Source organism: Microbacterium hibisci (assembly GCF_015278255.1).
GTDB classification, from domain to species: Bacteria; Actinomycetota; Actinomycetes; order Actinomycetales; family Microbacteriaceae; genus Microbacterium; species Microbacterium hibisci.
In genome coordinates this window covers 1-6,262 of record NZ_JADIJC010000014.1, presented here as the reverse complement: position 1 = coordinate 6,262, position 6,262 = coordinate 1, and the positions used below count along the sequence as shown (strand labels likewise).

6 protein-coding genes are annotated in these 6,262 nt (G+C 72.4%); 4 read left to right on the top strand and 2 right to left on the bottom strand.

Translation table 11 applies throughout. From position 1 onward, the window contains the following. Positions 1 to 281: 281 nt before the first annotated feature. Together IM770_RS17715 and IM770_RS17710 are read right to left on the bottom strand one after the other, a co-directional pair. On the bottom strand, positions 282 to 1,217 hold the full coding sequence (locus IM770_RS17715; RefSeq protein WP_203582472.1) for an SDR family oxidoreductase: 936 nt from the start codon (positions 1,215 to 1,217) through the stop codon (positions 282 to 284). 302 nt (positions 1,218 to 1,519) lie between these two features. Further along, complete coding sequence (locus tag IM770_RS17710; protein WP_203582471.1) at positions 1,520 to 2,935, bottom strand: amidase; 1,416 nt, start codon at positions 2,933 to 2,935, stop codon at positions 1,520 to 1,522. Between the two features lie 176 nt (positions 2,936 to 3,111). Here IM770_RS17710 and IM770_RS17705 point away from each other — a divergent pair, with 176 nt between their 5' ends. From IM770_RS17705 to IM770_RS17690, 4 genes are all read left to right on the top strand, one after another. After that, a complete protein-coding gene (locus tag IM770_RS17705) occupies positions 3,112 to 3,702 on the top strand; it encodes a Dps family protein (RefSeq protein WP_203582470.1) in 591 nt (196 codons plus the stop codon). Positions 3,703 to 3,952: 250 nt separating this feature from the next. Then, entirely contained in the window at positions 3,953 to 4,903 is a 951-nt protein-coding gene (locus IM770_RS17700) for a manganese catalase family protein (protein ID WP_203582469.1), read from the top strand. A 51-nt stretch (positions 4,904 to 4,954) separates the two neighbouring features. Continuing rightward, positions 4,955 to 5,320: a hypothetical protein gene (locus tag IM770_RS17695; protein WP_239066422.1), complete on the top strand. Its 366-nt coding sequence runs from the start codon at positions 4,955 to 4,957 to the stop codon at positions 5,318 to 5,320. A 75-nt stretch (positions 5,321 to 5,395) separates the two neighbouring features. Continuing rightward, positions 5,396 to 6,001, top strand: a complete 606-nt coding sequence (locus tag IM770_RS17690) for an ArsR family transcriptional regulator (protein WP_203582467.1) — start codon at positions 5,396 to 5,398, stop codon at positions 5,999 to 6,001. Positions 6,002 to 6,262: the final 261 nt, after the last annotated feature.

The following is a 6,262-nucleotide window of genomic DNA, read 5'->3' as shown; positions in this document are numbered from 1 at the left end:
AACGCCCGTGGCCCGCCCCGGCCGTTGAGCGAGCGAGGAACGAGCGAGACGAAACGCCCCGACCCCAGCGCAGGCCGCGGGCGTCCCGGCCGTTGAGCGCGCGAGGAACGAGCGAGACGAAACGCCCCGAACCCAGCGCGGGCCGCGGGCGTTTCGTCTTCGGGCGCTGGAGCGCCCTCCGCTCAACGACCGTAGCCCGCCCCGGCCGTTGAGCGAGCGAGGAAAGAGCCGCGATCCGCCCAGACGTGGGCCGTGGACGCCGACCCGGTGACCGGCTCCGGTCAGGCGCGCACGGCGTCGGCCCGGTCTCCGAGCAGCTGCGTCGCGACGCTCCACAGCCGCGCGCCCGCGACCGGGTCGGTGAGCCGGCGATACGGCCGCTGGCGGGAGGCGGCGCCCCCGAAGTGGAGGGCCCCGGAGGGTCCGAAGAAGCAGGGCGGTGCGGCATCCGTCACGGCCGCCATCAAGGCGGGCTGGGCCGCGCGCGCCGGCGGATTCCCGAGCCGCTCCGCAAGGCCGCGCCCCACCCCGCCGCGATCGCGGGCGCGCATGGCCGGCGCGATCCCCGTGTCGGGCACGACGCCCGGGTGGCTGAGGTGCACCACGATGCCCCATCCCTCAGCGGCCGACCGGCGCGCCAGCTCGTAGCCGAAGAGCCCGAGCGCGACCTTCGACGCCCCGTAGGCGCGCAGCGGGGCGTACCGGCGCGCGCTCTGGAGGTCGTGCCAGTCCAGCGTCGACATGCCTGCGGCCAGGCTCAGCTGCACCACGACCCGCGTTCGTCGTTCGCGCAGCAGCGGGAGAAGCGCCGTGGTCAGTGCGAAGTGCCCGAGGAAGTTGGTCTGGAAGTGCAGCTCGAAGCCGTCGGCACTGAGGTGCCGGACAGGGTCGCCGAGCAGCACGATGCCCGCATTGAGCACGACCAGGTCGAGCGGCGGCCGCTCGGCGAGGAGCGTTTCGGCTAGCGCGCGCGTCGAGTCGAGCCGAGCGAGGTCGAGGTCTCGCAACGACACGCCGGCGTCGGGTGCGCCGGCGCGGATACGGGCAGCGGCGCTCTCGCCCTTCTCGCGGTTGCGCACCGGGAGGATCAGGGCGGCGCCCGCCTCGGCGAGCCCGCGGGCGATCTCGGTTCCGACCCCGTTGCTCGCGCCGGTGACGAGCGCGGTGCGCCCGCGAAGGTCGGGCAGGGCGAACTCCGGCTGGGATGCGCGCGACATGAGGCCCTCCGTTCGGCTTTCCGCCTCGGATGAGACCGGGACGAAGACCCGTGATACGCGGCGATGCCGCGCCCCCTCGCCCATGATCCCGCGCGGGCGGCCCCGATTCCAGGGCCATCGGGCACGAGCGCCCCAGGGTTTCGAGCGCCTCGGTGAGCCTGCGTGCGAGCGCGGTCGCTGAATACGTCGGGGTTCGGGGCTCGGCCCAACCGGAAAGAACTGGCTTCGGGGTTCGGGGCGCGCCGCGCGCGATCGGGGCGTGCGGCGGGCGCCCCGATCGTTCGCGAAGCGCCCCGAACCCGTCAGGCGACGGGTGGCAGAGCCGGGAGCGCCGGCACGCCGGCCTCGATCGCGCGTCCGGCCTCGAACAGCACCCGCTCGCCGAATGCGGGTCCGATGAGCTGCACACCGCTCGGCATGCCGTCCGCGGCGAGGCCGGTCGGCTGTGCGAGCGCGGGAAGACCCAGGAAGTTCGCGACCACGGTGAGCCGGAGGTCGCGCCACGCCCGGTCGGCAGCCGCCTGCCCGCCCAGGTCGTAGTCGACTTCGCGCATGCGCGACGTCGAGACCGGCCCGAGGATCAGCGGCACCTCGACCTGCAGGCGCCGCCACGCGGCCGCGACTACGGCACGCCGCGCCCACGCCTCGGCGTACTCGCGCGCCGATTCGTAGGGCCGCGCCGACGCCGTGCTGTCGCGTAGAAAGGCCGTCGCCGACGTTCCGAGCGGCTGCCCGAGTGACCCGGGGTCGAGCGAGACGAGCATGTCGGTGCACGACAGCCGGCGCCAGAGCACCGCCGCCTCCTCGAGCAGCGGCGCGTCGACGTCCAGGACCTCCCACCCCGCATCCGCGAGGGAGGCCGCGGCCCGGTCGATCCCGGCGACCACCTCGCGGTCGACTCCCCCGCCGCCCGGGTCGCGCACCACGCCGACGCGGCGCGGCACGTCTTCCGGTCGCACCGTCGGCGCGGCCAGCGACACCGGGTCGTCGGCATCCCACCCCTGCAGCACCTCGAGGGCCATCGCGACGTCGTCGACGCTCCGTGCCATCGGTCCGTTCACCGAGAACTGCTGCAGCGTCAGCGCGACCGCCTGCTCGCGCACCGCAGCCCGAGGCACGCGGCCGAAAGAGGGCCGCAGGCCCACGACCCCCGCGGCGTAGGCCGGAAGGCGCAGCGATCCGCCGAAATCGTTGCCCAGGCCGATCGCGCTCATGCCGGTCGCGACCGCGACGGCGTCGCCACCGCTGGACCCGCCCGCGCTGCGCGCCCGATCCCAGGGGTTGAGGGTGCGCCCGAAGACGTCGTTGTCGGTGTCCCACCGCATGCCGAAGTCGGGCATGTTGCCGCGGCCGACGGGTACGGCGCCGGCCTCGCGCAGCCGGCGCACCACGGTCGCGTCTCGCTCCGGGACCACGTCGATGAGCCCGCGCCAGCCGTTCGTCGTCGCCGACCACGTGAGGTCGATGTTCTCTTTGACCGACACGGGCACGCCGGCGAGGGGCCCGGGGTCGCGTCCCTCGGCGACAGCGGCGTCGACCGAGGCGGCCGCCTCGCGCGCCCGCTCGGCGAAGACGACCGTCAGCGCGTTCAACCGCGGGTTCGCGGCGGCGGTGCGCTCGAGGTGCGCCTCGATGACCTCGGTCGCCGTGATCTGTCGGCCGCTCACGGCGGCAGCGATCGCGGCGGCGGACGAGGGCGCGTGCGAGGGCGGAGTCATGGCGGTCCCATCCCACCACGCGCGGCGACGGAACGGCGAGTAGCACGCCGCCGTGCCGAGGGCAATCCCCACTGTTGTCACGACCACCGTCGCTACCGTCGAGGCATCACCCAGAGCGGAGCGGACCCCGCACGGCCGGTCCCCCGCACCAGGCGAATCACGGAAACGGAGCGACTGTGGCGACCACGACCGCGAAGAAGACCACCTCGAAGAGCAGCTCGACCCCGAGCGGAGCCGGCAAGGGCCGCCGTCGCGCGGCGCGGGGCGGCACCGGCGCCGAGCTGACACCGGAGCAGAACGCCGAGCGCGGATTCAAAGCCTCCGAGACGCTGAGCGAGAACCTCCAGAAGGTGCTCGTCGACCTCATCGAACTCTCGCTTCAGGGCAAGCAGGCGCACTGGAACGTCGTGGGCCGCAACTTCCGCGACACGCACCAGCAGCTCGACGAGATCATCGAAGCCGCCCGCGACTTCGCCGACACCGTCGCCGAGCGCATGCGCTCGCTGCACGCCCTGCCCGACGGGCGCAGCGACGAAGTCGCACAGACCACCACCCTGCCGGAGTTCCCGCAGGGCGAGATCGCCACGACCGAGGTCATCGACCTCATGACGGAGCGATTGGATGCCGTCGCCGGAACGTGCCGCGAGGTGCACGACGACGTCGACGAAGAAGACCCCACGAGCGCCGACATCCTGCACGCCATTTTGGAGCGGGTGGAGCAGCTTTCGTGGATGGTGAGCGCGGAGAACCGCAACCCGAAGCGGTGACCCCAGGCGCCCCGACGCTGCCCGCCGTCCTCCCCAGAAGGACCGGCGGGCAGCGCCACGTCCGGGCGGCGCCGGGGCGCGGCTGAGCGACGGCCGCCGGGTTCAGGGCTGCGCGCGGAGGGGTCGCCGGCGCCGCGCCGCCGCCTCGGCCGCGCAGTGTAACGCGGGAGTCCCGCCACGGCTACGGGGGCACGGATCCGCCGCAAAGGGCGAAAGGTGGCTGCTCCATCCCAACCTTCGAGGAGCAGCGATGTACTTCCACCTCCCCCATCTCATCAACCCCATCGAGGTCGACGAGCCGGATCCGGCCGCGGCCAACGCCCTGCAGGAAGGGCTCGGCGGCCAGTTCGGCGAGATGCGCACGATGATGCAGTACCTCTTCCAGAGCATCAACTTCCGCGGCCCCGAGGGCAAGCCGTATCGCGACCTCATGCAGGGCATCGGCACCGAGGAGATCGGCCACGTGGAGCTCATCGGCACCACGATCGCCCGCCTGCTCGACGGCGCGCCGGGGTATCACGGCAAGCCGACCGACCCGGTCGACGAGCCGGGCGCCGGCGGCGCGATTCCGCTCAACATCGCTTTGACCGAGGGCAACATCCACCACTACCTCGTCGGCGCGCAGGGCGCGCTGCCGGTGGACGCCGCGGGCAATCCCTGGAGCGGCAGCTACGTCTACAACTCGGGCAACCTCGTGCTCGACCTGCTCTACAACCTCATGCTCGAGTCGACCGGACGCCTGCAGAAGTGCCGCATCTACGAAATGACCTCGAACAAGACGGCGCGCTCCACGATCTCGTACCTCATCGTCCGCGACCAGGCGCACGAGAACGCCTATGCGAAGGCGCTCGAGACGCTCGGCGTGAACTGGCGGACGTCGCTGCCCATCCCCAAGACGAACGCGGAGCAGTTCCCCGAGGTGCGCCGGCTCCTCGACCTCGGGCTGCAGAGCAAGCAGTACTCGTTCGACCTCGGCGGTCAGTCCGAGGCGGGCCGGATCATCCAGGGCATGTCGCCGTCCGGCGACGACACGATACTCGACGCCTCGGAGCAGGCTCCCGAGGGCGTCCCCATCGAGATCGCGCCGGAGCGGCTCGAAGAGTTCTCGCCCGGCGCCGACGCCGAGCTGCGGGCGCTCATCGCCGCCACCGCCGAGATGGAGATGGCCGAGATGGAGATGACCTTCGGCCGCCTCGGATGACGCATGACTTCAGCGGTCGCGGCACGCGTCGCGACCGCTAGAGTCATGCCCATGGCATCAGGCAAGCAGCAGCCCGAAACCGAACTCCACGGCGGCGTCCTCTCCGGCAACGGAAGCCCCGTCCTGTGGGGCTGGCTCATCGGGCTCGTCGTGTTCGCGTTCGTCGCGGTCCCCATCTCGATCGCCGTGCGCTTCGCCACGCACCCCGCGACGCAGCAGCTCTTCGGCGGCCGCCTCGAAGAGGCCAGCTCGGGGGGCTACTCCGCGTTCTGGTGGATCGTCGCGATCTTCCTGTTCGCCGTGCCGGTGCTGATCGGGTGGGGTGTCGCGAAGCTCTCGGGCCGCACTCTCGCGATCATCGTGGGCATCCTCGCGCTCTTCTTCATCGCGATCCTCGTGTTCGGCCAGCTCTTCTGAGCCGACCGCTTCTGTCGTCGACGACCCGCGGCCGCTCAGGCCCGGGTCGTCGGCGCGTCCCGCGATAATGGGAGCATGACGACCGGGTACAGCGCGATCTCGAGCTACTCCCGGGTCGAGATCATGCACCTGCTCCAGCAGCGCCCGCAGCGGGCGATCGCCGAGCTCGTCGAGGCCACCGGCCTTCACGCCAACACCGTGCGCGAGCACGTGCAGCGGCTGATCGACGCCGGCTACGTCATCGCCGAGACCGAGCGCCGCACCACACGCGGGCGCCCCCGCATGCTGTACTCGGCGGCGACCGGCGCCGCAGATTCCTCCAGTCCCGTTGCCATCGAGCGTGCCGAGGCGGCCGCGCGCCGCGGCGACCTGCTGCGCCGGGTCTACGGATCGGAGACGGATGCCGAGCTCGGCGCGGATGCGCTGCACCAGCTCGACGCGCTCGTGGAAGACCTCGGCGACGCCGGCTTCGATCCCCTCGTCGACGAGCGCGAGCTCACCGTCGACCTCACCCCGTGCCCGCACGCACCGACGGCGGAGCACCGCGGCATCCTGTGCCGCGTGCACGTCGGGCTGATGGACAGCGTGCTCGCCCAGGCCGGCGGACCGCTGCGCGTCGAGGGCATCGCCCCATCGTGCGACCCGACGCAGTGCGTCGTGCAGCTCGCCGCCCGCGCCTGACGCACGTCCATCCGCGACTGCTGCAGTTTCCTGCGACTGCTGCGTCGATCGACGCAGCAGTCGCAGGAAAGTGCAGCGCTCACGGGGCGTAGGCCCTTGACCGCCGGACGCCGCGGTCCGAAGGAGCGGCGGGCTCAGCCGCCGATGGCGTTCATGCCGCGTGCGGGTTGCAGGAAGGCGGGGTCGTTGATGGCGTGGCCGGGGAGTTTGCCGTGCACGCAGGCGCGCAGCATCCGGTCGATGCCCTCGTCGTGGACCGCG